We start from the raw sequence: 22,147 nt of genomic DNA, 5'->3' as shown, positions 1-22,147 counted from the left end.
CTCACTTCTCCATCACGAAAGCATGGCCACAAATGCCTTCTGGTCTTCAGCCAAAGTCTGAAACCGCTCTGTATCCGCTTTCAACCCAAAAAAGCATCGTTCAAGCCACTCGTCCACTTCCTTACCTTTGAAGTAGTTGATAAGGACACCAATCAGGGCAGCGATAAGTAGAAGCGGCAACGCCACGACGGCAGCAGCGGACGCAGAAAGGAACACGACTGAGTAGGCGAGAGCAAAGCCTGTAAGCGCTGACCCAGCTTCCAAGACAGCCATCGTTACGTTGCCCTCCTTCACATCCTGCCAGGCATGATAGGCGTCAATGGCTGCGGACACGAGGCCAACAACTGCGCCGCCAAACTTTCCCGGTTCAGGCTGTCGGTGTAGACCTCTTCGCCCGACGGCCCAACCACGACGGCCGTCTGCATGTGCATGACGGGCTTGCTGTGCTCGAACGGACTGCGATAGGGTACCGCGCGACGCTGGGCTTCGATTTCAACGAGGAGGAAGCTTTCGTTGCCCAAAGGGTCGCGCGACGTCAATGCAGATTGAAGGTCCCTGTACTCCGCGCGCATCCTCGATATGCGCCGCTCGAGGCTGTCGGGAAAGGGCCGACTGTTGCCAAGCGGCAGGTTGTTCTGGATGAACCATCGCACGCAGAGAACGGCGAACTCGCGGTCTTCAGCCTTGTCCTTGTCGTGCTCAGGATGACCCTGCAGCGTGAAGTACCGACCCGCATTCATGCACGGCACATTGCCCACGCCAAAAAAGCGCTTGCTGCGCGAAGCCATCTCTTCGAGGTGGATGCGAACCGCGCGCTCGCCCAGGTCATCGTAAGAGCTGCCGGTGATGGGAAAACTGTAGTGCCCGGCGTACTCGTAGACCTCGAGCCCCTCGGGGACGTCACCCTGAACAGCCGGCGACGGGCCGCCTCGTTCCCGGGGCCGCGAGGGTGCCTTGTAATCGGCAGTGCGAAAGCCGTATCCAATACTCTGGGCGGTGCGCTCGCTACCCCATTCTACGAGCGTGCCGTCCTTGCCATCCCGGTGACCGCGATAGAAGGACACCTGAGGCTCATCGAGAGGCTTGAAGCCGAATATGTCATCGGTGACGACAATCGTATGGGATTTTCCATCCTCCGACTGCTCGACGTAGGTGAGCCAGCCTTCCGACTCCAGCAGGCGATGAACGAAGTTGTAATCCGTCTCGTACTGGGTACAGTACGAGCGACTGGCGCCCCGAGTCTGGGTATCGAAACGGAATTTTCCTCTCGCCCACACGTGGCCGTTAAATACTTCGGTCAGGATGTCGGCCGTCGTCTGCTCCTGGAAGATGCGCGCGTCCTTGCGCAGGCGCAGGAACTCCATCCACGAGGAAAACGAGAGCTGGTAGTACGTCAGGCCGCCATCCGAGCCGAGGCGTCGCGTCGCGTGAACGTACCCGTGCCAGGGCAGATAGGTATCGTCTGACTGCACAAGCCATAACGTGACGGGCTTGGCCATCAGCGTCTTCAACTCAACGGTCTGCTGCCGCGAAACGAGGTCGACCGTGAATTCATAGTCACGGCCGATTCTGGCCTCACAAACCGCGCGCTGAGGCAGCAGAACCTGTGCACCAAGAGGCGTCTCGAGGATGAGCGTCCTGTTCGCTTGCTCCACTCCCGCATCCGCGAGCAGTGAATGGGCCGAGATACCCATATTGCATTCCCCCGTGGCACACCAACTATTTAAAGACCTGAATCATAAGAGGAAAATTGCCTGCCACACAACGCAGTCGAGCTGTTTTTGATGCCAATTGAATCGCTGCGAAACGCATCGGAAATTCATTCCGTCAGAGAAGTCCCGCAATACAGAAAGCCAGCATTATTTACTCGTAAATTGCGGAGCCTTCGTTCAGGCCAGAGAAGGTGTCGAGTGGTCTATTCACGCTCGCATCCAACAGGATGGGGCAAGTGGTTCCTGGTCGTCAGGCGAGGTATGGTCGGATGTCAAGACGGATGATGGGAAAGACACGCTGGATGAGAGTACGCTCAAGGCGAGGCTGCATGACTGCGTCACGCACGTGATGTCCATCGGTTTGCTTGAGAGCAATCTTGGCCCCGATAACGCCGTCGTAGTTGGACTGCGTACGCTGGAAAAGCAGGATATCGAGAAGGCGAAAGCGCTTCGCAATTCACGTCAGAGCGGTGGCTAGGTCTGGTGCTCCATCAAACAGCGAATTCACGGTCACAACATCGCGGCATCACCGAAGCGACGTTGGCCGTCACGTATATTGCAAGACTGGTCGGACGACAGGCTTTTGCTGGAACGGCGAATAGCCACAATAGCGAAATTTCGGGGCCGAGGGCTAAATACGTTAATCCGGCATGGGAAAAGAATGGCATTTGACGGAAACATCTGGGTCAAGCTTAAGCGGCCGTTATCCGACGGGGAAAAGAGTCAGCATCTCGAGGTGGGTGCCCCTGTCGGCGCAGTCGCACGCCCCGGGCACTCCGTGTTCGACATCAATGACATCTTTCTCGAAATGAGCGATGTGATGTTCCTCGAACGGGGCGTGATTACGTGGGGCGGCCCATGGCTATTGGCGGGCGCTTTCATGCTCCTTGACTTCTGCTACTTTGCGTTTGCGACACCACCAAAAGGTGTACACGGCGGGGAGCTCGTAGCGGCTTACGCCTTTGCGGCCTGCTTTCTGGTATTTTCCCTGGGCCTGGTTGCGGTCATACTTTGGGCCCTGCACCTCGAGAATTTTACGTGGACCCGTAGACCTGTCCGCTTTAACCGTCAAACCCGGATGGTCCATGCCTACCGGGGTGCGGGCTCACAGGAAGTCATCTCGGTTCCGTGGGAGAAAGCTCACTTTTTCATCGAGAAACGCCCACGGGGTGCCATTGTGCGCGCCATTCCGTTTGTCCTGCGCTGCCATGTCCTTGACGACAGCGGTAACGTTGTTCAGTCGTTTTCTATAGGCCCGCGCCTTCTGTCGTTTGACGACGAGACGACGGAGGCGGGTGCGGCCACGATGGAGAAAGTCAAGGCCCGCCTTGAGTTCATTCGCCGGTATATGGAAGGTGGCCCTTCGGCCGTGACAGTAGAAGAATTGCTGCCCAGCACCACCTCCTTTGCTGCTGCCCGCTGGATAGCCACCTGCGATGACAAGATTTTGATTGAACAGGGACATGGCGACATGGTCAGGAGAACGTCTTTCGTGGGCTATATCCAGTCTGTGTGTGCGTGGCTGAGCTGGAAAACGTGCAGAAAGCCGGTTTGGCCGGAAGCTATTCAACAGTCATCGAAACCCGGCGCCTTCGTGGCGGGTGCAACCAAGGTCTGAAAGCTGAATGCCCTGCGAATTTTGATTCGATGGCCTACGATTACATGCCCCGAGGGCCGTCACTCAAGGCCTCTTTCAACATAAATTTTCACGCTTCAAGGAAACGTGAAACGAATTCATTTGGGAAAGTACTGGGTGGCATCGTCGCAGTGCCCATGTTGCTAATGGTGCTTCTGCGTTTCAAAGCCCAGTTAGCCAGTTGCGAGGCAGTATGACCGGCAGACGTTCAACGGGCATCATCCGCGCCTGGTCCGCTGCCATTGACGCGGTCAGGTCGTCCGGTTCCATCCCAAACTCAGCCATTCTGCGCCGCAGTTAGCCTGTGACACCGTTTCGTGCGGTGGGGGAGCGCAATGGCAGGCGCGGAGCCGGTTCGCGAACGCTGGCGCAGTTTGGTTAGGCGACGCAGATGCCCGGCACCGCAACTTTCTGGAATAGGTGCGGCGTAGCAGTGGCCGACGATGGATAGGCCGAGAGTTTGGCCCTGAATTCAGGATTTGTGAACGCAGCCCGGAAATCAGCGGTGGATTCCCAGACGGCGTAATTGAGGTACGTCGGACGCTCGCCAACCGCACGATGCAGTTGGGTGGAGATGAAGCCCGCCTGACGCTTCATGAATTCCGCGTCGTCCTGCCAGACTTGGAGGAACATCTGCTCGTCGGCGGTTTCCAGTGTAAAGACATTCACCAGTACGACGGGGGCGGCATCAATTGCGACCTGGCGCTCTATCGGAAAGGCGGGATCAAGTGGGTGGATGTGCATTGCGAACTCCCTCAACGTACGGTTGTGAGGTGCACAATGGTTTCACATTGACATTATGATGTCAATGTGAAACCATTGTGCCATACTTGGAAAATGGTGATAGATGCGTAAAACCAAGCGAACGCCTGCCGGAACGCTCTTGTCAGAGATGATTCTGGACCTGTTTCGGCTCAACAATCGGCTTCTCTCGGCGGCAGACCGACTGGTCGCCGAGCTGGGTCTGACAAGTGCCCGTTGGCAGATTCTTGGGACCATCGCCACAGCCAGGCAGCCGCAACCCGTCGCCTGGCTGGCGCGCGATGTCGGAGCACATCGTCAGAACGTTCAGCGCATCGTTAATGAGCTCGCGGAGGAGGGAATCGTTGCCTTCGAGCCTAATCCTCACCACCGACGGGCGGCCCTTGTCGTCTTGACGGATAAGGGCTTGCGGGCGTTTGAGGACGCGATGCGCTTGCAGGTGCCATGGGTCAACAATCTTGCTGATGGACTGCAAGTAGAGGACCTTGATGCGACACAAAAGGTCATCACTGAGGTGCTTCGGAAATTGGAAGGCGATGGTGAGTAGCCAGCAGTAGACCGCAAACTCGAGAGTGTGGGGCATCATCGAGGTGAGCGGGGCCGCGACCATCGCGACCGTCCTGACTGCATAGGGTTTCGACGCGTTCAACGAGTGGTTCCACGAGTACGTCGTCGGCGTCTGGCCACGCGCGGCCCGAATTGCAACAACTTAGGAATGTCACTCCGCGACTACGCGGCAGACGTTTCCTAACGGAGTGCGTGAACTATGAGGAAGCAGTTGACCGCAGCAATTGCGACCAATCTCGCGCTGCTAGCCGTCGGGGCACTGGCGGGAACTGTCAATGTTGACTACAGGAATGCGACCTTCCGCATCGACAACGAAGACGTGACGTTGTCGAACGGCGAGCGAGCGGTACCGGCAGCGCCTGGCTCGGCAATGCGGCACGTGACGCGTGTGTTCGGCAAGCCCGTCGGTGGCCGGCCTGACTCAAAGCCTGCGACTGCGGTATTCCTGGCCGACGAACCAGGTGGTAGCGGCACCTTTTACTACGTCGCGGTGGCTATCAGTGACTGCAGTAAGACGAATGCTGTCTTCCTTGGCGACCGCATCATGCCGCGGTCGATTGTGTTCAATGGCCGCTCCATCGTCGTCACCTACCGAGACCGAAAACCGGACGAACCCATGACGGCCATCCCCAAGGTGACGAAGAGCATGACACTTGGCTTTGATTCCAAAACCTGCCGGCTATATTTTGATTCTGTAGATGTGGCACACTCCGCACACCTGCGTCGGCCTCCACTCAAGCTAACATGGGTGACTAGAAGGTGTTATGCACTTTTGCTAAGGGCTGCAAAGTGGACGAGCATAAGCACGGAGAACACGACGAAATGCAGACCAGCCAACGTTTCGGGCAATCGCTCGTAGTCTCTGGCCAGTCGGCGGAAGCGGTTGAGCCAGCCGAAGCTGCGCTCCACCACCCAGCGACGCGGCAACAGTACAAAGCCCTTTTTCGCCTCCGGCAACCTGACCACCTGAAGCTCGATGCCTTCATCGCGCGCGGCCTCTGCAGGCTCTTCGCCGGTGTAGCCCTGGTCAGCGAACGCGATTCTCACTGTCTGCCCCGTCGCCTGCTGGACCTGTCGCGCGAGCTCTCCGACCTGTGCACGCTCCTGTTCGTTGGCCGGCGTCACATGAACCGCAAGCAGTTGCCCCAACGTATCCACCGCCATGTGCACCTTGCTGCCTTTCTTGCGCTTGTACCCGTCATAGCCTGCGCGTGGGCCGCTCTCGCACGTCGACTGCAGCGTGCGGCCGTCGAGGATGACTGCACTGGGTTGACCCCGGCGATCCTGCGCCACCCGGATAAGCGAACGCAGGTCATTTACCATGGCCTCGAAACAGCCTGCCTGAATCCAGCGCTGCGTTTGCTGGTAGACCGTCTCCCACGGCGGAAAGTCATTGGGCAGCAGACGCCACGGTGCACCCGCGCGGACAATCCAGCGCAAGGCGTTGAACATCTCGCGCAATTCGTAGCGACGCTGAGGCGCGTCCTGGTTCATCAATGTCAGGTACGGAGCGGCGAAGTACCACTCTTCATCCGATACATCCGTTGGGTAGGGCCTGCGTTTCTTCATCCCGCCAGGGTACCAGGTCTGGCCGAAAGTTCATAACACCTTCTAAAGTGGCGTAGCGGTGTACGGCTGCGGTTCGTGCCATGATTCGTGGACTGTGACCTTCACATCTATGCGATGAACGTACGCACCTCAGCACATTCTGCCCGTTTCGTTTCAGGCTCGACCATGCGTCACGTGGTTGTCATGGCGGGCACCGGCGCAGTCGGCCTGATGGCGGTATTCGCAGTCGACCTTGCGAACCTTTTCTATATATCGCTTCTTGGCGATACTTCGGTGGCGGCGGCTGTGGGTTTCGCGGGCACCATCACCTTCTTTCATGTCGCCATCGCAATCGGTGCGACCATTGGAGTGAGTGCGACCGTCGCCCGCTTACTCGGCGCTGGTCAACAGGTCAAAGCTCGACAGGTCGCTTCCGCCAGTCTCATCTGGATGGGCATCGTGACCATCATCTTGAGCGCAGTGACGCTGGCGCTACTTGACCCAATTCTTGACGCGCTCGGTGCGAGAGGGGAAACGCGCGAGTTGGCTCGCACGTTCCTTTACATCACTGGCCCGACCTGGCCGCTGCTTGCAATTGGAATGTGCACGGCGGCGATTATGCGCTCGACTGGCGATGCGCGGCGAGCCATGATGGTGACTCTTACGGGGGCTGTCATCACGGCGGTTCTAGACCCAATTCTCATCTTCGGCCTGCGCCTTGGATTGACTGGGGCGGCCGTTTCGAACGTCGTCGCACGCATAGCGTTGGCCGTTGTAGGTTTGTACGGAGTGGCTAGAGTCAATCATCTGGTCGGCCGCCCACGTATTTGGCGCTCGTGGCGGGATGTGAAGCCCGTGCTCAAAGTGGGACTTCCGGCCGTCCTGACCAACCTGGCGACGCCAGTCGCCAGTGCGTACGTCACGCATGCAATGGCGCGCTTTGGTCCAGCGGCGCTCGCCGGACAGGCCACAATTGACCGTATCTCGCCGGTTGCCTTCGCCTTGATATACGCGCTGACCGGAGCGGTCGGCCCCATCATCTCGCAGAACCTCGGTGCTGGCCGTGCAGACCGAATTCGGGAAACTGTACGAAACAGCCTCGCGTTCGTCCTGCTGACCGTTGCAGTGGCTTGGGTCGTGCTGGCGTTGGCCCAGAACAGTGTGATTCGCGCTTTCTCCGCGCACGGAGCTACCGCAACAATCATTTCGTTTTTTTGCTCATGGCTGGTCGCAAGCTATGCCTTCGTTGGATGTCTTTTCGTGGCGAACGCGACGTTCAACAATTTAGACCGTCCTCTGCTATCGACGCTATTCAATTGGGGACGAGCAACACTCGGGACATTGCCGTTTGTAGCGGTCGGAATCCGACATGGTCCCATCGGTGTGCTGGTGGGCCAGGCAGTGGGGAGTGCGATTTTCGGAACGCTGGCGATGCTGGTCGCCTTTCTTGTCGTCAGGCGTCTGCCGATGGGAGATTGCGCTCGCCTGGCACAGCTGCACGCCAATGAGCCGAAGTCGTCGGCAGTCAGCGTCCCGGGCGCGGCGGCTGGCAATACCATCGCGCCGCGTGTGCAATGATGCTCGCTATCTGTCCCTTCAGGATGAGCAGCACGCTTATAACGGCATTGTGAGGCAAGTATGGCATTCGACGGAAACATCTGGGTCAAGCTGCGGCGACCCTTGTCTGACTGGGAAAAGACTCAGCATCTCAAGGTGGGTGCCCCTGTCAGCGCAAGCGCACGCCCTGGACACTCCGTGTTCGACATCAATGACATCTTTCTCGAAATGAGCGATGTGATGTTCCTCGAACGGGGCGTAATTACGTGGGGCGGACCGTGGCTTTTGGCGGGCGCTTTCATGCTCCTTGACTTCTGCTACTTTGCGTTCACGACGCCACCGCTTGGTGACAGACAGGTAAAAAAATAAAGGATTCCTATGCTTGCTCGTCGTATCGTTGCCGCAGGTCTTGTCCTGCTGCTCATATTTGCGATTGCTGTTGCGTGGTTTGCGTGGGGTGGCGGTGCCAGGCGTCTCGCAACACGACAAGGGGGGAACGAATTTCTCACGTATGCCTTGGCGTGTGGGGATGAGAAGTCATGTAATACGCCGGCAATATTCTTCAATGGGGGAGTTGAACCTCAAGCGCCGCATGGTGATCTAGCTGAGAATTTGAATAAGCTCCTTGAAGCGCATCCAGACGTCAGAACTATTTGCTTTGACTCTGGCGGTGGCAATGTTCAAGAGGCATTGAAAGTCGCGAAGCTAATTGAATCGAGGCACCTAGACACATGCGTAACCCAGCTTGCAAATAACGAAGGACAACTTATTTACCTCGCAACGGCATGTCATTCATCATGTATTTTGATGTTTGCGGCAGGTGAGCGGCGAATAGCTCTTCAGCCAGATATTGCCTTTTTGTTCCACCGGGACGACGCGGGCAACCTCTACAAGTGGGATATCGAGAATTTCTACAAAGAAAGAGCTCATTCGGCCAAAGAGCCCAGATTGATAGGGGTGGCAGAATTGACATTATCTCAATCCAATGAGCGTCCGATTTTGAAATCGGTCGCGAACCTCATGAGCGACTACGGGTTGGTGACGGACGTTGAGGCACACAACGTAAAGCGAAATGCCCCAAAGTGCTCAGCGCTCGCCACTTGTATCCGGCATGAAGGCCCGGAGTGCTCGCCTGAGAAGGACGGCACGGTGTACGTTTTGCCTCCAACCGGACTGCTCGACAAACGTTCCTGTTGAACTGAGAGTCTCCAGGATTCCATACTGCTGAAAAGGCAGCTAGTGGACAGCGCTTCGCCGAGGTTAGCCGAAACTAATAATGGTCGCCAGTTGGTTCGTGACAAAAAGTTGAGAACAGGGAATCTGTTGTAAGCGGATACTGACTTCTAACAAGCGATCGCGATGCATGACCACATGACGTGTACTCAAAGCGTCAGTTCCTCCTTTGCCGCGCCGCCGGAGTTTTTTTGCGCTGTTTGTCCATCGGCACCCGGCCCGCGCGTCATTGAAGTGGCGGCCCGATGTAATCGTCCGCCATTAACCGATGATGGAGGCTCATATGCAATACCTGCTGATGATTTATTCAGAAGAAAACCGCTGGGCCGAGATGACCGACGCCGAGCGGCAGCAAGGCGTCGCCGCGTATCACGCGTACACCGAATCGTTGGACAAGGCCGGTGCGCTGGTCGGCGCCAACCGGCTGCAGCACACGAACGCGGCCACCACGGTACGGTTCGTCGACGGCAAGCCGCAGGTGCTCGATGGACCGTACTCCGATTCGAAGGAGCAGCTCGCCGGCTACTACCTGATTGACGTGCCGAACCTCGATGCGGCGCTCGCGTGGGCTTCGCGTTGTCCCGGCGCGGCGCACGGCATCATGGAAGTGCGCCCGGTCTGGACAGCGCCTTACGAAGCGCCATCTGCGGCATGAGTCCGACCGGCGGCGCGCGTGACGCAGACGGCGCCGCGCAAGCGATGGCCGAGGCGGTCGCTCGCCGCAGCTACGGCAAGCTCGTCGCGCTGCTGGCCATGCGCACGCGCGACGTTGCCGCGGCCGAGGACGCGCTGGCCGACGCGTTCGCGGCCGCGCTGGCGGACTGGCCGGCACGCGGCTGCCCCGCCAATCCCGAAGCGTGGCTGATGACGGTTGCGCGCCGCCGGGCGATCGACGGCGCGCGCCATCGACGTGTCGGCGACGAAGTGACGAACCAGCTTGCCATCCTCGCCGACGAGATCGGCGAGGATGAGGCCGCCGCGTTGCCCGACCGGCGGCTCGCGCTGCTGTTCGCGTGCACGCACCCGGCGATCGACGCCGCGATTCGCACGCCGTTGATGTTGCAGGTGGTGCTGGGGCTCGAAGCGAAGACGATTGCGTCCGCGTTCCTGATGTCGCCCGCCGCGATGAGCAAGCGCCTCGCGCGGGCGAAGAACAAGATCCGGGACGCGGGCATTCCATTCTGCGTGCCCGAGCACGAAGCATTGCCCGGCCGGCTTGCCGCGGTGCTGGAAGCGGTCTATGCGGCGTATGCGCAAGGGTGGACCGACCCGCATGGCCGCGATGCCGAGCGGCGCGATCTCACCGGCGAGGCGCTGTTTCTCGCACACCTGCTCGTCGAACTGCTGCCCGAGGAGCCCGAGACGCTGGGTCTGCTCGCGCTGATGCTGTATGCGCAGGCGCGTTGCGATGCACGACGCGATGCGGCGGGCGATTATGTGCCCCTGTCAGCTCAGGATCCGGCGACATGGAATGCGCCGATGATCGACGCAGCCGATGCCCTGCTGCGGCGCGCGAGCACGTTCCATGCAATCGGCCGCTTTCAGCTCGAGGCCGCGCTGCAGTCGGCGCATGTGCACCGCTGCCGGACGCTGCGCCCGAACTGGGATGAGATCGTGCAGCTCTACGATGCGCTGCTCGCGATTGCAGCGTCGCCGGTGGTTGCGGTGAACCGCGCGCTGGCGCTGGCGGAACGGGACGGCCCGCAGGCGGCGCTAGCCGCGCTCGAGCCGTATGCGGGCGACCCGCGGCTGGCCGACTATCAGCCCTATTGGGCCGCGCGTGCCGATTTGCTCGCACGCGCCGGCGCGAAGGCCGAAGCGCTCGGCGCGTACGATCTCGCCATCGGCCTGGAACGCGATCCGGCCGTGCGCCGGTTCCTGCAGCGCAAGCGCCTGGCGCTGTCATCGGCGAGCAGCTAGAACGGTTCGTGACCGGCGCCGCATCATGTGCGGTACTACAGGGCGCTCGCGACGCTCTGAGTGCTGCCGGCTTCCAGCGACACATTGCGCGTCTCGCTGCCGCGCAGCCACCAGTACGCCGCCGCAATCGGCCCGGGCAACGCCAGCGCCAGCAGGGCGATCAATGCTGATGATGGCGTGCCCGAACTGGCGTAAGCGTTCGTCAACATCAGCGGCGCCACCACCGCCCCGACTCGTCCCACTGCGACCGAAATACCCAACCCCGTCGCCCGGACACGAGTCGGCAGAATTTCGGACGAGACCACGTAGCCGGAAATGTAGGCCCAGGTCACGCCGAACTGGATCATGCAGTAGCCGATCACCATGCCGGGCAGCGAACTCGTGCCGTAGATCACGAGGATCGACAGGGTCGTGAATGTGTAGCTGACGAACAGCGACGCGCGCCGCCCCCAGCGCTCGACCAGCACGGACGCAGTGAGGCCGCCCATCAGCGCCGCCGCGTTGCCGTACATGTAGTAGAGCGGCATGTCGCCAGCCGGCACCTTCATGAACGGCAGAATGACGAGGGCCATCAACGACAGCACACCGTAGACGACCGCGGCCTGCGAGAAGTTGAATGCGCTCGCAACGAGGCAGCGGGCGCGATACTCGCCGAACAGCGCTTTCACATTCCACCAGAACGCGACCTGTTCCGGCATGAACCCAACCGACGGGTAACGCCTGGCCGCTTGCGCCGCCTGCTCCGGCGACGCGCAGCCGACGATCCGGTCGACGATCGCCTCGGCTTCCGTCACGCGGCCTTGTTGCAGCAGCCAGCGCGGCGATTCCGGAATCGCGCGGCGAATCCAGAAGAACAGCAGTGCCATCGTCGTGCCGAGGCCGAAGCCGACGCGCCACGACAGGTCCGCGGGCAGGTTGTTCAGCACCAGATACGACACAGCAGCGGACAGCAGCGCGCCGAGCGGGAAGCCCGAGAGAATCAGCGAGTCGGTCTTGCCACGATCCCGCTTCGGAATGAATTCGCCCATCGTCGCGGTGACCGCGGAATATTCACCGCCGACCGCCAGGGCCGTCATCGCCCGGAAAAACAGGAACGAGTCGAAATTCCACGAGAACACGGTCATCACGCTGAACGCGGCGTACCACAGCAACGTCGCGAGAAAGAGCCGCTTGCGGCCGAAGCGGTCGGCCAGATAGCCGAAGCCGATCGCGCCGACAAGCATCCCGAACACCCATACGCTGACAGCAATAGAACCTTGTCCCGCGCTCAGATGCCATTGCGTCTTCAGCACGCCAAACACGCTGCCGATGATGTTGGTTTCGAACGAATCGAGTGCCCAGCCGACGCCCAGCGCGACGATCATCAAGGTGTGAAAGCGCGTCCATGGCATGTTGTCGAGGCGCGCGAGCGCGTCTGTATGTATCGTGTTTTCAGCGTTCACGAGAGTTCCTTGAGCAACTGCGGTGCGAAATTGAAAGAGGGAAAGCGGGCACGCGAGCCAATGAAATTGCGTCCACGAGCACCGTCGAATGCGTCGTCGACAATGCGGGCCCATTCTGCTGATGCAATCCCGTATGCGGCCGGATGCGTATCGACGTTCAGCAGTCCAAGGAATTCACCGAGACGTTGTGGCGCGTGATCCAGCGAGCCGAAGATGGCTTCGAGCGCGGCGTCGCACGCCGGATCGGCGCCGATGGCGGCCTGCATCACTGCCGGCAGGCAGAACGAGCACGCCAGGCCGTGCGGCACACCATGGCCGAGCGTGATCGCATACGAAATGTTGTGCGCGAGTGCGGTGCGCGTATTCGAAAACGCCAGACCCGCACGCAACGCACCGAGCGCCATCTGGCTGCGCGCGTCGAGATCCGAGGGGTCGGCTGCGACGCGCGGCAGCGCGGCGATGATCTCGCGGGCGGCGTCGACGGCGAGGCCGCGCGTGACGGGATTCGCATGCACGTTCCACAAACTTTCGAGCGCGTGCGACAGCGCATCGAGTCCGCTCGCGACGGTCTGCACGGGCGGCAGGCCCACCACGAGCCGCGGATCGACCAGCACGGCTTCCGGGTAGAGATCGTCGCGCGACAACGACAGCTTGCGGTCGTTCTCCGGATCCCACACCGTGGCCCATGACGTCACTTCGCTGCCGGTGCCCGACGTGGTCGGAATCGCGATGATCGGCAACGCTCTGCGGCCGCTTTCGCGCCCCTGGGTCAGGTACGCGAGCATCGGCTCGAATTCGCCGTGCTCGGCGGCCAGCACTTTCGCCGAATCCATCACCGAGCCGCCGCCCAATGCGACGAGCACGTCGGGCAATCGAGGCAACGCCGCGAGTTGCGCGCACGCCGCGCGCAACATCGCAATGGAGGGATTCGCTTCGACGTTGTCGATACAGGCGAGTGCGGGACCTGCGAGCGTTTCGATGCGCTGCGTCATCGCGCGGAACGGTGCGTCGGGATAAGTGATGACCGCATAACTGCGGCCATTCAGCAACGTGCCGATTTCGTTGAGCGTGTCGACGCCAACGCGCACACGCACCGGGTTATGAAAGCTCCACGTATTCACGCCTTTTCTCCAGCGGCGAGGCGCATTTCGATGGCATCGATCACCGGCAGCAGATCGGCGATGCTGTCGATCACATAATGCGCACCGGTCCGCGCAAGGCGCTGACGCGCGGGTTCGATCCGTGCGCGGCGCGCCTCGCTGTCGAGTGCTTGCCAGTCGGCCAGCGACAAACCCACCTCGTTGCCGCTTGCCGCAATGCCTACGGCCCACATGCCGGCCGCGAGACCGGCTTCGAGTCCGGTCGGGCTATCGTCGACGACCACGCAGGCGCACACGTCGGGCGCGCCGAGCGCCAGCGCGTTGTTGAGGCACATGTCGGGGAACGGGCGTCCGCGCAACACATCGCTCACCGTGCAGCAGTGGTCCGGGCTATAGCCTTTGTCGCGCGCGATCGGCATGAGGTTGTTCATCACTTCGCGCGGATAGCCGGTCGTGCTGCCGATGCGGATGCCGCGGGCGCGCAACGCCGCGATTGAATCGAGCGCGCCGGGAATCAGGTCGCTGTAAAGCGCCACGTTGCGTTCGTCGACGCGCAGAAATTCGGCATAGAGCGCGTCGACGTCGCTATCGTTCGACGCCGCGCGATGGTGCGCTTTCCAGCGCGCCTGCACCCCGGGCATCTGCAGAATCGCGACGATGTGTTCGCGCTTGGCTGCGCCCATCGGCGCGCGCGCCTCGGCTTCCGAGATCGGCACGCCGGCCGTTGCGAAACACTGGCGAAACGCGTCGACCGGTGCGATGCAGCCGAAATCCAGCACGGTGCCGGCCCAGTCGAAGATCGCGGTGGTGATGGGGCCGCGATAGGTGCGGCCAGACGAGGAGGCGGCAGGAGAGACAGGTGATGGCATCGTGTTCATGACCCAAAAAGGTAGGTGGGGTGTCGATGAACAGAGCTTAGTTTTGTCACATGACGCGTCTATGATCGAATCACCCGGGTAAAAGCGGGTTTTCAACCGATTTTTTCGATGGATCGTTCGGCCCTTTAACCATGATGAATTCGTCAGACAGGTCATGACGCTTGTTCAATTGCGCAGTTTCATCGCCGTCGTTCAGCACGGCGGATTCACCGCGGCGGCGCGCGCGTTATCGATCAGCCAGACGACGATCACTTCGCAGATCCAGGCACTCGAAGAAGAGCACGGTGTCGAGTTGTTTCATCGGCGAGGCAGGCGTGTCGAGCTATCCGCGGTCGGCATGGATTTGCTGCCGATCGCGCGGCAGATCAGCGGCCTCGAAACCGACGCGACGTCAATGCTGCACGACAGCGGCACGCTCAAGCACGGCTCGCTGAAGATCGGTGCGGTCGGGCCGTTTCATGTGACCGAGATGATCGAGTCGTATCACGCGCTGTATCCGCATATGCATCTCTCCGTCACGCTAGGCAATTCGGAGGCGGTGTTGCGCGACCTGAACGACTACGCCTGCGACGTGGGTGTAATCGCGAGCGTGTTCGACGACGAGCGGTATCACATGCAACCGTATGCGCAATATCCAGTCATTGCGTTCGTCAACCGCGCGCACCGGCTGGCTGCACGCGACACGATTACGCTCGCCGAACTGGCCGCCGAACCGCTGCTGATGCGCGAACCCGGCTCGACCACGCGCAAGGCGCTCGAAACCGCGTTCCGCGAGGCCGGCTTGAATCCGCGCACGGCGATGGAAATCGGCAGCCGCGAAGCGTTGCGCGAGGCGGTAGCGCGTGGGCTTGGCGTGGGCACGGTATCGCATTCGGAGTATGTTCCGGATGACCGGTTACGGCCCTTGCGTATCGATGGCGATCCGGTGAGCACGTACATTCACGTGTGCTGCTTGCGCGAACGACGCGATAGCATGCTGGTATCGTCGTTTTTCAAGGCGTTGAAAGGGAACCCCAATCGCGGCGGGTAAAACGGCCGTGGGCACGGCGAATTGGCGCATGGGTGACCGCTCGTCGGGACGGCTCCGAGGTCTGAATGTCCGGACGAGGGCGCCGTGGCAACCTCGAATATCGTCGTTTTGCGCCGCGGCTATGAATGATCTGGAGGCACGGGCAACGGGCCAAAAAACATGGCCTTGAGCCGATTTTTGCCGAGCGCCCGTGCCAGCTCCGCGATCACGCAATAGTTGAAGATCAATGTCACGAGCAGGATCTGAATCGCCCAATATCGCGGCCAACTGATATGGGCGATCAACGCGTGGTTCGCGGCAGCAAAGCTGCCGGCTTCTTTCCAGAAGTCGTAGAGCCGCTCCAGATAATGAATGACGAGCGCGACGATCGCGTACATCAACGTCTTCCAGGAGACGTTCCAGACGAGCGGTTTGTCGGGAAACTGATTGATGAAGGGCAGCATGTCCGCGATCAGCACGGACTTGCCGAGGATCAGCGACGAGATCAGGACCGATCCCGAGGTGGGCAACGTTATACCCGTCTGCTTGACCATCAGTGAACGGATCAACACGACGATGTGAAGAATGATGAAGAAGAAAATCGTCGGCGGTAAAACCTTCTTGAACTCTTCCTTGGCCTTTTCCATCAGCGAGCTCATGGTGTTCTCCAGTCATCGGCGATGCCGCAAGGGCACCTGAAAGACGTTATCCGAAAAGCAAAATCGCTGTCCGCGCCACGGCCGAGCGATGCCGGTGAACGTTTGTATGGCATCGGCAAACGGCAACGCACCGCACAACTTCGTCCGGACGTTCGCGAACTTCTGAAAGTCGATACTGGTGCGGGCACCAGCTTGCTTGCGCGGTTGCGCATTGCGTCCCGCTATGCGATCGGAAAGAGCGTGACCGGCGTCTCGCATGGTCTCGCGCCTGGTTTCCGAACAGTGGCGGGCTTCCCCCGATGGCTGCCGTCAATCGAAACGATGTACCGTCCCTAAACTGAGTATCATCGCCGCAACGGATCGAACTCGCTCCAGGAGGAACACCATGAAGAAGTGGGCTCTGTGGCTGTTTTCGCTCTATCTGATCCTCATTGCGCCGGCTACGACGGGAGCCGTCACGGCGGCCGCGCAGCCGGCCGGCGTGGCCGCCGCCGCACCAGCCGGTGCGGGGCAGCCAGGACACGCGCTGCGGGTGGCCATCGCCCCGGTCGCACCGTTCGTGTTACCGCAGTCGGGGGCACCGGTGGGCTTCAGCATCGACATCTGGTATGAGATTGCACACCGCATGCATGTCGATTTCACATGGGATCGCGTCGCGAATCAGCCTGATCTGCTGTCCGCCGTCCAGCGCGGCGACGCGGATATTGCAATCGCCGCGATCACCATGACGCCGGAGCGCGAAAAGCTCGTCGACTTCTCGCTGCCGTATTTCGATTCCGGCTTGCAAATCATGGTGCGCGCGCAAAACGACAACTCGTTCGTCGCGACGTTCAAGTCGGTGCCCTGGCTCGCCCTCGGGCAGTTCCTGGCTGCCGCCGTCGTGATCGTCTTCATTCTCGCCAATCTCGTCTGGCTCATGGAGCGCCGCCACGATGCCAACTTTGACAAGCCCTGGCTGCGCGGGGTGGGCGAAGGGCTCTGGGTGACCATGCTGATCATTGCGACAGGCGAGCATGGCGAGCGCGAGAGCGCCGGGCTATGGAAAAGAATACTGGTACCCGCGATGTGGCTGATCGGCGTGGTGCTGATCGCGCAGTTTACGGCGACCGTCACGTCGTTCCAGACGGTTGCGCGTCTGCAGTCGAACATTCGCGGACCGGATGATCTTCCCGGCAAGACGATCGGCACGGTGCCGGGCACGGTCTCGGCCGATTACCTCACTGAGCGCGGCTTGCCGTTCGTGAACGTCAACACGGCCGCCGACGGGTTCCGGATGCTGATGCGCGGCGACGTGCAGGCCATCGTCTACGATGCGCCGACGCTTCAATACTGGGCGGGCCGACTCGGCAACGGGTCGCTCGCCGTCGTTGGCCCAATATTCAAGCCTGCCAAGTACGGGATCGCTTTGGCGAACGGCAGTCCGTTGCGCAAGGCCATCAACGAAACCCTGCTCGCGATGTACGAAGACGGCACCTACGACCAGATCTACCGGAAGTGGTTTACGGAGAGCAAGTAGGCCGAAGGGGCGTCGCGTCGCGCTCATTCCGAAGCATTCGCGCGCAAGCGCATGGCGTTGCAGCCGGCGCCGGCCTATTCGTTTAGGAATACCTGGCTTTCGGGCCAGTTCACGACCGGCTGTCCCGCATCTTCACTCGCGTCGCCTCGCGAAAATCGGTAATTGTCGGAAATCTTGCAATTCGGATGATCTCCCGCTGCGAATCTATAAATTTGAAATAAATCGAAATGATCTGTAAATAAATCAGTTATAGATTTGTAATTTATGTGCGCCTGCACCATTTTGGCTAATGATGCAGAGGTGCTGGAACCATTGTGGTGCGGGGCTCCTAGGCATTTAGAGTTAATCTTCTAAACAACGTTTTCTGACATCAAAAAAAGTTTGCTTAACTGCTTTTTGTTTTGCTACATTTCGATGCGCTGAAACAAAAATGAAACACGCCGCTGCTTGTCCGACATCCCGGGGATGTTTCGACAGGCAATACGGGCTTGTTGTTTGGCCGGATTGATACAGGGCGTGCACGGCATAGAATTAGTACAACTACCTATGTTGTGCCGCTTGCAAAGACTGCGTGCGTCCCGGAGCAGCCTCGCCGTTTCCATGTGGGGTTTCTACGTATATGTTTCGCAGTCCGATTGAATTCAAGGATTTAACCGGTTCTGTCAGGCGGACGGTCATGCAATGACACGGATTCGCTGCGGCCACGATTTGGGCGCGCTGCGCCCGAGGGAGCGAAGGTGGTGATGAAAGTGCAAGTGGAAGTGCCAGCCGGTGGCGCGCGCTCGAGTGGGCCTGGCCGTCCGCGCGAGTTCGGACGCAAGCAGCAAAACCCCGTGCGCCGCTATGGCGGGATTGGGGCGGTCGTCGTCCTGCACGCGGTCCTCATCTACGCGTTGGTCAATGGTCTTGCCACCAAGGTCGTGCAGGTCATCCAGCATCCCATTGAAACCAAGATCATCGAGCCGGTGAAGCCGCCGCCGCCGCCGCCGCTGCCCACCGTGCAGCTGCCGCCGCCCAAGTTCGCGCCGCCGCCCCCGCCGTTCGTGCCGCCGCCCGAAGTGCCGGTGCAGGCGCCGCCGCAGACGACCATCACGCATCAGGCGGCACCCGTCGTGAGCGCGCCGGTCACCGCGCCGCCCGCGCCTCCCGCACCTGTGCAGGCGAAGCCCGTGAGCCACGAAGTCGGTGTCGTGTGCCCGAACTCGGATGAGATCCGTTCGTCGATCCGCTATCCGAAGGAGGCGCAGGAAAACGGCGTGACCGGCGACGTGCTCATCGAATTCGTCGTGGACCCGCAAGGCCACGTGACGAATGAACGCGTGGCGCAGTCGGCCAGCGACGACAGCCTCGACGCTGCCGCATTCAACGCAGTGAAGAAGTTCAATTGCATTTCGCAGGGTCAGCCGGTGCGCGTGCAGGTTCCGTTCTCGTTCAACCTCAACTGATACGAACGGGCTTCACGTCACGGATGGCGAGTCACTACCCAAGGTTTTAGAAGTTCAACGGATGAACTGGAGCAGGCATGAAAAAGCGTTCCTACGCCGCACTGGCGGCCAGCATGTTGATCGCCGTAGCCACGGTCGATACCTTTGTCGCTCCGCAGCTTGCCAACGCGCAGGCTAGCGACGCCACTGCCGCGGCGTCGGCGCCCGCGATCGCCGCCGCTTCGGCGCCGGCCACCGCGGCGCTCGCGGCACCGGCGCCCGCCGCGGCCGCGGACCAGCCCGCACCGCCGCCCGCGCCGGCGACCTCCGAGACCGTCACGAACCCTTATGGCCTCGGCGCGCTCTGGAAGAACGGCGACTTCGTCGCGCGCTTCGTGCTGTTGCTGCTCGTGGTGATGTCGATGGGCAGCTGGTACATCATGATCACCAAGTTCTTCGAGCAGTTCCGTGCCAATCGCCGTGCGAAGAGCGCGGATGAGCAGCTCTGGAGCGCGCCGTCGCTCGCCGATGGCGCGAAGCAGCTCGAGGAGTCGTCGCCGTTCCGCTTCATCGCGGAAACCGCGATCGAGGCCGGTGCGCATCACGACGAAGCGCTGCTCGAAGCCGTCGACCGCAATACGTGGATCGACGTCTCGGTCGAGCGCGCCATCACCAACGTGTCGAACCGCATGCAGGACGGCCTCGCGTTCCTCGGCACCGTGGGCTCGACCGCGCCGTTTGTAGGCCTGTTCGGCACGGTTTGGGGCATCTATCACGCGCTGACCGCCATCGGCATCGCGGGCCAGGCTTCGATCGACAAGGTCGCGGGTCCTGTGGGTGAAGCGCTCATCATGACCGCCATCGGTCTGGGCGTGGCCGTGCCGGCCGTGCTCGGCTACAACTTCCTCGTGCGCCGCAACAAGGCGGTGATGGAGCGGGTGCGCGGCTTCGGCGCGCAACTGCATACGGTCCTGCTGGCCGGCGGCAAGCGTGCCGGGCGCGCCGCGCCGCGCGCCGTGATGGCCGACTGAGCGAGGGGCACGCCATGGCCATGAGCGTTGGAGGGGAAGGCGGCGACGACGAGGTGATCTCGAGCATCAACACCACGCCGCTCGTCGACGTGATGCTGGTCTTGCTGATCATCTTCCTGATCACGATTCCGGTGGTCACGCACACCGTGCCGTTGCAGTTGCCCAAGGAGACGGTGCAGCCGCTGCAGACCACGCCGAAGAGCATCGAGATCGCAGTGAACCGCGATGGCGACTTCTTCTGGAACGAGACGCTGGTGGATGGTCCGACGCTGCTCGCGCGCCTGAAGTCGGTCTCGGAGCAGCAGCCGCAGCCCGAGGTGCACGTGCGCGGCGACCAGGGCACGCGTTACGAGTTCATCGGGCGCGTGATCACGTCGTGCGAGCGCGCCGGGATCGCGAAAGTGTCATTCATTACGGAGCCGCCTGCGCGCGGCGGTTAAAGGGTAAAGAGGGGGCGGTTATGGGCATGAACGTATCGTCGGGCGGCAGCAGCGAACCCGAGGTGATGGTGGATATCAACACCACGCCGTTGATCGACGTGATGCTGGTGTTGCTGATCATGCTGATCATCACCATTCCGATCCAGATGCACGCGGTCAAGATGAATCTGCCAGTGGGCAACCCGCCGCCTCCGGCCGTGCAGCCGGAGGTGGTGCAGATCGACATCGACTTCGACGGCACCATGACCTGGAACGGCACCCTCGTGCCCGACAAGGCGGCGCTCGAGCAGCGTTTCGCGCAGGTCGCGGCGGAGCCCGTGCAGGCGGAGATCCACCTGCGTCCGAACCGGCTCGCGCCGTACAGGGATGTGGCCGAAGTCATGGCGGCGGCGCAGCGCGAAGGCGCAACGAAGATCGGTCTGATCGGCAACGAGCAGTACATGCAGTGAGGCATACAAGGCGATGAGCATTCCTGATCGATTCAAAAGAGCGGCGCTCGCGCTCGCGGTGAGTGGCCTCTCGGCGCTGGCCGTGCTGCCGGTGGCGGCGCACGCCGCGGACACACTGCGTCCCGATGTGGCCAAGCCGCTGAACGATGCGCAGAACCTGTACCGCGCGCACCACTACGACGACGCGCTCGACAAGATCGCGCAGGCCGCGGCCGTGCCGAACAAGACGCCGTACGAAACGTACATGGTCGAGGAGATGCGCGGCGCCGCGGCCATGGCGGCGGGGCAGAACGGCGTGGCAGCGCAGGCTTATGAGTCGCTGCTCGCGAGCGGCCAGCTCAAGGGCGAGGACGAGCAGCGCACGACGGCGGCGCTCGCGGGCATCTACTTCCAGCAGAAGAACTACGCCCAGGCAATCAAGGTCGCGCAGCGCTACCAGAAGGCAGGCGGCGGCGATCCGCAGATGGCCACCTTGCTGGTGGAGTCGTACTACCTCTCGGGCGACTACGCGAGCGCAGTGCACTTGCTGAACACGAGCGTGGACGCCCAGGTGCGCGGCGGCCACGCGCCGGACGAGGCGCAGCTGCAATTGCTGGGCACCTGCGCGCAGCATGCGAACGATCAGGTGGCTTATCGCGGGGCGCTCGAAAAGCTCGTCGCGTATCACCCGAAGCAGGCGTACTGGGATGACCTGCTGCACGCGATCCGCAGCAAGCCCGGCTATTTCGGCGCGCTCGATCTGGATACCTACCGCCTGCGGCGCGCGACGGGCTCGCTTGCCAGCGCCAACGACTACATGGAGATGACGCAGCTCGCCATCGTTGCGGGATCGACGGCTGAAGGCAAGCAGGTAATCGACCAGGGCTTCGCGTCGGGTGCGCTCGGCCACGACGCCGGCGCGGATCGTGAGCATCGACTGCAGGCGCTTGCGGCGAAGCGCGCCCAGGCCGGCCCCGATCCGGCCAACCCGGTCGCGCCGTTCGACGCGGCCTTCAATCAGGTCTATGCGGGCCAGGCGAAGCAGGGGCTCGCGACGATGCAGGCGCTCATTGCGAAGGGCGGGCTCGATCATCCGGATCTCGCGCAGCTGCGCCTTGGCGAGGCGTATTACGCAGCGGGGCAGAAGGCGCTTGCCGTGCAGGCGTTCAAGGCAGTCAAAGGCAGCGACGGTAGCGCCGATCTCGCCCAACTCTGGATTCTGGTGGCATCGAAGCCGTGATCGCTTGAGCATGGTGCGCGGCGGCACTTCGGGCGCCGCCGCGGG

23 protein-coding genes are annotated in these 22,147 nt (G+C 61.3%); 15 read left to right on the top strand and 8 right to left on the bottom strand.

Annotated features, from left to right (window positions below):
• Positions 1 to 12: 12 nt before the first annotated feature.
• Together E1956_RS23655 and E1956_RS23650 are read right to left on the bottom strand one after the other, a co-directional pair.
• Positions 13 to 333 carry a hypothetical protein gene (locus tag E1956_RS23655; RefSeq protein WP_232071569.1) on the bottom strand — a complete coding sequence of 107 codons (321 nt, stop codon included), beginning with the start codon at positions 331 to 333 and terminating at the stop codon, positions 13 to 15.
• A complete protein-coding gene (locus E1956_RS23650) occupies positions 291 to 1,694 on the bottom strand; it encodes a type VI secretion system Vgr family protein (RefSeq protein ID WP_134753418.1) in 1,404 nt (467 codons plus the stop codon). Before E1956_RS23650 ends, E1956_RS23655 begins: the two co-directional genes overlap by 43 nt.
• A gap of 97 nt (positions 1,695 to 1,791) precedes the next feature.
• On the opposite strand from E1956_RS23650, the gene E1956_RS23645 reads away from it, so the two are divergent.
• Entirely contained in the window at positions 1,792 to 2,190 is a 399-nt protein-coding gene (locus E1956_RS23645; protein WP_134753416.1) for a hypothetical protein, read from the top strand.
• Between the two features lie 183 nt (positions 2,191 to 2,373).
• Positions 2,374 to 3,330, top strand: a complete 957-nt coding sequence (locus E1956_RS23640) for a DUF6708 domain-containing protein (protein WP_134753414.1) — start codon at positions 2,374 to 2,376, stop codon at positions 3,328 to 3,330.
• 396 nt (positions 3,331 to 3,726) lie between these two features.
• Here the strand turns inward: E1956_RS23640 and E1956_RS23635 are convergent, their stop codons facing one another.
• Positions 3,727 to 4,092 carry an antibiotic biosynthesis monooxygenase family protein gene (locus E1956_RS23635; protein ID WP_134753413.1) on the bottom strand — a complete coding sequence of 122 codons (366 nt, stop codon included), beginning with the start codon at positions 4,090 to 4,092 and terminating at the stop codon, positions 3,727 to 3,729.
• 103 nt (positions 4,093 to 4,195) lie between these two features.
• On the opposite strand from E1956_RS23635, the gene E1956_RS23630 reads away from it, so the two are divergent.
• Positions 4,196 to 4,657 (top strand): MarR family winged helix-turn-helix transcriptional regulator, encoded by a 462-nt coding sequence (locus E1956_RS23630; RefSeq protein ID WP_134753411.1) that lies wholly within the window; start codon positions 4,196 to 4,198, stop codon positions 4,655 to 4,657.
• Between the two features lie 782 nt (positions 4,658 to 5,439).
• Here E1956_RS23630 and E1956_RS23625 read toward each other — a convergent pair.
• On the bottom strand, positions 5,440 to 6,246 hold the full coding sequence (locus tag E1956_RS23625; RefSeq protein ID WP_134750941.1) for an IS5 family transposase: 807 nt from the start codon (positions 6,244 to 6,246) through the stop codon (positions 5,440 to 5,442).
• A gap of 114 nt (positions 6,247 to 6,360) precedes the next feature.
• Here E1956_RS23625 and E1956_RS23620 point away from each other — a divergent pair, with 114 nt between their 5' ends.
• From E1956_RS23620 to E1956_RS23600, 5 genes are all read left to right on the top strand, one after another.
• A complete protein-coding gene (locus E1956_RS23620; RefSeq protein WP_134753409.1) occupies positions 6,361 to 7,803 on the top strand; it encodes an MATE family efflux transporter in 1,443 nt (480 codons plus the stop codon).
• 60 nt (positions 7,804 to 7,863) lie between these two features.
• Positions 7,864 to 8,151 carry a hypothetical protein gene (locus tag E1956_RS23615; protein ID WP_134753407.1) on the top strand — a complete coding sequence of 96 codons (288 nt, stop codon included), beginning with the start codon at positions 7,864 to 7,866 and terminating at the stop codon, positions 8,149 to 8,151.
• 9 nt (positions 8,152 to 8,160) lie between these two features.
• Positions 8,161 to 8,979, top strand: a complete 819-nt coding sequence (locus E1956_RS23610; RefSeq protein ID WP_134753405.1) for a hypothetical protein — start codon at positions 8,161 to 8,163, stop codon at positions 8,977 to 8,979.
• Between the two features lie 319 nt (positions 8,980 to 9,298).
• On the top strand, positions 9,299 to 9,670 hold the full coding sequence (locus E1956_RS23605; RefSeq protein ID WP_134753403.1) for a YciI family protein: 372 nt from the start codon (positions 9,299 to 9,301) through the stop codon (positions 9,668 to 9,670).
• Positions 9,667 to 10,935, top strand: coding sequence for an RNA polymerase sigma factor (locus E1956_RS23600; protein WP_134753401.1), 1,269 nt, complete (start codon positions 9,667 to 9,669; stop codon positions 10,933 to 10,935). The genes E1956_RS23605 and E1956_RS23600 overlap by 4 nt, the downstream gene beginning before the upstream one ends.
• A gap of 35 nt (positions 10,936 to 10,970) precedes the next feature.
• Here the strand turns inward: E1956_RS23600 and E1956_RS23595 are convergent, their stop codons facing one another.
• The 3 genes from E1956_RS23595 to phnX are packed head-to-tail and all read right to left on the bottom strand — an operon-like array spanning position 10,971 to position 14,346.
• Positions 10,971 to 12,326 (bottom strand): MFS transporter, encoded by a 1,356-nt coding sequence (locus E1956_RS23595; RefSeq protein WP_134754799.1) that lies wholly within the window; start codon positions 12,324 to 12,326, stop codon positions 10,971 to 10,973.
• Between the two features lie 47 nt (positions 12,327 to 12,373).
• Complete coding sequence (gene psrA, locus E1956_RS23590) at positions 12,374 to 13,498, bottom strand: iron-containing alcohol dehydrogenase PsrA (RefSeq protein ID WP_134753399.1); 1,125 nt, start codon at positions 13,496 to 13,498, stop codon at positions 12,374 to 12,376.
• Entirely contained in the window at positions 13,495 to 14,346 is an 852-nt protein-coding gene (gene phnX, locus E1956_RS23585; protein ID WP_134753397.1) for a phosphonoacetaldehyde hydrolase, read from the bottom strand. Before phnX ends, psrA begins: the two co-directional genes overlap by 4 nt.
• A gap of 163 nt (positions 14,347 to 14,509) precedes the next feature.
• Between phnX and E1956_RS23580 the strand changes: the two genes are divergently transcribed.
• The gene (locus tag E1956_RS23580; RefSeq protein ID WP_134753395.1) at positions 14,510 to 15,385 is read left to right on the top strand and encodes a LysR substrate-binding domain-containing protein; all 876 of its coding nucleotides are present in this window, start codon (positions 14,510 to 14,512) and stop codon (positions 15,383 to 15,385) included.
• Between the two features lie 119 nt (positions 15,386 to 15,504).
• Here the strand turns inward: E1956_RS23580 and E1956_RS23575 are convergent, their stop codons facing one another.
• The gene (locus E1956_RS23575; RefSeq protein ID WP_134753393.1) at positions 15,505 to 16,023 is read right to left on the bottom strand and encodes a hypothetical protein; all 519 of its coding nucleotides are present in this window, start codon (positions 16,021 to 16,023) and stop codon (positions 15,505 to 15,507) included.
• A gap of 256 nt (positions 16,024 to 16,279) precedes the next feature.
• Between E1956_RS23575 and E1956_RS23570 the strand changes: the two genes are divergently transcribed.
• The 6 genes from E1956_RS23570 to E1956_RS23545 all read left to right on the top strand — a co-directional run bounded on the left by E1956_RS23570 (position 16,280) and on the right by E1956_RS23545 (position 22,102).
• Positions 16,280 to 17,539 (top strand): transporter substrate-binding domain-containing protein, encoded by a 1,260-nt coding sequence (locus E1956_RS23570; RefSeq protein WP_134753391.1) that lies wholly within the window; start codon positions 16,280 to 16,282, stop codon positions 17,537 to 17,539.
• A 743-nt stretch (positions 17,540 to 18,282) separates the two neighbouring features.
• On the top strand, positions 18,283 to 18,984 hold the full coding sequence (locus E1956_RS23565) for an energy transducer TonB (protein ID WP_134753389.1): 702 nt from the start codon (positions 18,283 to 18,285) through the stop codon (positions 18,982 to 18,984).
• Between the two features lie 77 nt (positions 18,985 to 19,061).
• Entirely contained in the window at positions 19,062 to 19,994 is a 933-nt protein-coding gene (locus E1956_RS23560) for a MotA/TolQ/ExbB proton channel family protein (RefSeq protein ID WP_134753387.1), read from the top strand.
• A 14-nt stretch (positions 19,995 to 20,008) separates the two neighbouring features.
• Complete coding sequence (locus E1956_RS23555) at positions 20,009 to 20,434, top strand: ExbD/TolR family protein (protein WP_028220784.1); 426 nt, start codon at positions 20,009 to 20,011, stop codon at positions 20,432 to 20,434.
• A 20-nt stretch (positions 20,435 to 20,454) separates the two neighbouring features.
• Complete coding sequence (locus E1956_RS23550) at positions 20,455 to 20,883, top strand: ExbD/TolR family protein (protein ID WP_134753385.1); 429 nt, start codon at positions 20,455 to 20,457, stop codon at positions 20,881 to 20,883.
• A 13-nt stretch (positions 20,884 to 20,896) separates the two neighbouring features.
• Positions 20,897 to 22,102, top strand: a complete 1,206-nt coding sequence (locus E1956_RS23545) for a tetratricopeptide repeat protein (protein ID WP_134753383.1) — start codon at positions 20,897 to 20,899, stop codon at positions 22,100 to 22,102.
• The last annotated feature ends 45 nt before the right edge of the window (positions 22,103 to 22,147 follow it).

It is taken from the genome of Paraburkholderia pallida (assembly GCF_004524855.1).
Classification (GTDB): domain Bacteria; phylum Pseudomonadota; class Gammaproteobacteria; order Burkholderiales; family Burkholderiaceae; genus Paraburkholderia; species Paraburkholderia oxyphila.
This window is presented reverse-complemented; position numbering and strand designations above follow the sequence as displayed.